This is a genomic window from Paracoccus lutimaris (assembly GCF_003337565.1).
Taxonomy (GTDB): domain Bacteria; phylum Pseudomonadota; class Alphaproteobacteria; order Rhodobacterales; family Rhodobacteraceae; genus Paracoccus; species Paracoccus lutimaris.
The window spans coordinates 1-2,587 of record NZ_QPJL01000068.1 but is presented as its reverse complement, the minus strand read 5'-3'; the positions used below and the strand labels follow the sequence as shown (position 1 = coordinate 2,587).

Annotated in this window: 2 protein-coding genes; both read left to right on the top strand. The window is 64.0% G+C overall.

What is annotated here, in order from left to right; genetic code table 11:
* The first annotated feature begins 130 nt into the window (after nucleotides 1-130).
* On the top strand, nucleotides 131-1,018 hold the full coding sequence (locus DFP89_RS19820) for a tyrosine-type recombinase/integrase (protein ID WP_114351021.1): 888 nt from the start codon (nucleotides 131-133) through the stop codon (nucleotides 1,016-1,018).
* 12 nt (nucleotides 1,019-1,030) lie between these two features.
* Complete coding sequence (locus DFP89_RS19815; RefSeq protein WP_114351020.1) at nucleotides 1,031-2,248, top strand: IS91 family transposase; 1,218 nt, start codon at nucleotides 1,031-1,033, stop codon at nucleotides 2,246-2,248.
* The last annotated feature ends 339 nt before the right edge of the window (nucleotides 2,249-2,587 follow it).

Here is a 2,587-nt window from a genome sequence, read left to right as displayed (position 1 = left end):
GGACGAAGCCGCTCGCGCGGCAATGGCGCCTGTTGTGAAGGTTGCGCGCTGATCTGACCGTCGTGCATTTGGGAATGGACGATCCTGCCTGACGATTGGGGCCTTCTCAATCATCAGACAGGAGGCTTCCATGACAGAGGAGAGAGTAAGCCCGCTGCGTCAGCGGATGATCGAAGACATGCGCATCCGCGGGATGGGCGACAAGGCACAGAAGTCGCACATCCGGGCCATCAAGGATTTCGCGGCCTTTCTCGGGCGGTCACCCGATACGGCCACGCCCGAGGATTTGCGCGCCTATCAGCTCCACATGACCGACACCGGGGTCACGCCATCGACGTTCAACGTGCGGATAGTGGCGCTTCGGTTCTTTTTCGGCATGACCTGCGGGCGGGAGGAGATGAAGCGCTACATGCAATTCCGCACCGAACCGCGCAAGCTGCCGGTAGTCTTCAGCGTCGAGGAGGTGTCCGACATCCTGATGGCGGCACCGGGGCCTGGGCTCAAGTATCGCGCCGCGCTCAGCATCTCCTACGGTGCAGGGCTCCGGGCCGCCGAGGTCTGCAATCTCAAGATCGGCGACATCGACAGCGACCGGATGCTGATCCATGTCGAGCAGGGCAAGGGCCAGAAGGACCGCAAGGTCATGCTGTCGCCCGGATTGCTGGAGTTGCTGCGCGCCTGGTGGCGCGAGGCCCGGCCGGAGGGTTGGCTGTTCCCCGGCAAGCCCAAGATCAACCCGATCTCACCGCGCCAACTGAACCGGGCCTTCACCTCGGCCAAGCACATGGCCGGGGTGAAGAAGCCCGCCACCTTGCACACGTTGCGCCACAGCTTCGCGACGCATCTGCTCGAAGCGAACACGGATGTGCGCGTGATTCAGGTGCTGCTCGGGCATGCCAAGCTGACGACGACCGCCCGATATACCCACGTGGCCACCAAGACGATCCGTGACACCGTCAGCCCCTACGAGATGCTGGCCAGGTTACAGGACCAGACCGTAAAGCGAAGCCTGGAGTGACCGGGCGCCGGGGTGCCTCGGCCAAAGTTGGAGATCGCTGACATCTTTCGCGCCCATGGTCCCACTTGGCGGCGGGCCAATGCCGGGCATGTCAGCCTGACCCAACTGAAGGTCATGTCAGCCATCGAGGCCTGCCGGACCGAGGCGCTCGGCGGGCATGTGGCGGGCTGTGCCAAGTGTGGCCACCATCACATTGCCTACAACTCCTGCAAGAACCGGCACTGTCCGAAGTGTCAGGGGCCGGCGGCGCGCGACTGGATGGAGGCACGGGCTGAGGACCTGCTGCCGGTGGAATACTTCCACGTCGTCTTCACGATGCCAGCCGAAATCGCGCAGATCGCCTATTGGAACAAGAAGGCGATCTATGGCCTGCTGTTCAAGGCGTCGGCCGAGACCGTCATGACCATCGCGGCCGACCCCAAGCGCATGGGCGCGCGGGTGGGTATGACCAGCGTCCTTCATACCTGGGGATCGGCGCTGACACACCACCCGCACATCCACATGATCGTCCCCGGCGGCGGCCTGTCGCCAGACGGCACCAGGTGGATCGCCTGCAAACCAGGGTTCTTCCTGCATGTGCGAGTTCTCTCGCGACTGTTCCGCCGCCTGTTTCTGGAGGGGTTAATGGCCCTGCACCGGGCCGGTCAGCTGGCCTTCTTCGGCGCTCTGGCCGAACTGGCCCACGCGGAGACCTTCACCGCCTGGCTCGCCCCGTTCCGCAAATCCGAATGGGTGGTCTACGCCAAACCACCGTTCGGAGGGCCCAAGGCTGTGCTGGCCTATCTGAGCCGCTACACGCACCGCGTCGCCATTTCGAACGCACGCCTGGTCAGTGCCGATGCCCATACCGTGGCGTTCCGCTGGAAAGATTACCGCGTCAAATCCGGCGGCCGGCAAAAGGTCATGCGGCTGGCCACGCCTGACTTCATCCGCCGGTTCCTGATCCACGTCCTGCCCGATGGCTTCCATCGCATCCGGCATTACGGCCTGCTGGCCAGTTCGATCCGCAAGGCCAACATCACCAAGATCCGCGCCTTGCTCTGCGTCCAGCAGATTGAACCGCCCGCCACTCCAGAGCCAGAGCCAGAGCCAGGACCAGAGCCCGAGATCGCCCCGCTCACCCTGCGTGAGCCATGCCCCTGCTGCGGCGGTCCCATGCGTATCATCGAGATCTTCAGGCGGGGACAGAAACCGATGTCGCGCGCCCCACCGAGGGAGCAGGCAGCATGACATATCGCCCGTCATCCGTCACGAAACAGCACCGGCTACACTCCGCTGACCCGGTCCGAACAGTGCGTGCTCGTTTATTTCCAACGCGGCACAAGGCAGCAGCATCTCCAGAACGCACAGCCTCGTCGGGATCATCAGCCGGGTTTGAGACCGTATCCGGCGCCTGCCTCGCCATCAGCCGCGCCCCGGATGCAGCCGCCGCCGCGACCGTTCGCACACTTTGCCCATAGCTTGATCCAAGACCCCCGCGGCTTCCACCTTGGGAGGTTTTCCAACCCGGGTCGTGGTCGCGCCAATGAGCAGCGTGCCAACGCGACCCGCATCGGAAAACCTTCACCT

What these genes read in the sequence shown, in the direction of transcription:
- DFP89_RS19820 (WP_114351021.1), top strand. Translation starts at nt 131, where the DNA reads ATGACAGAGGAGAGAGTAAGCCCGCTGCGTCAGCGGATGATCGAAGAC.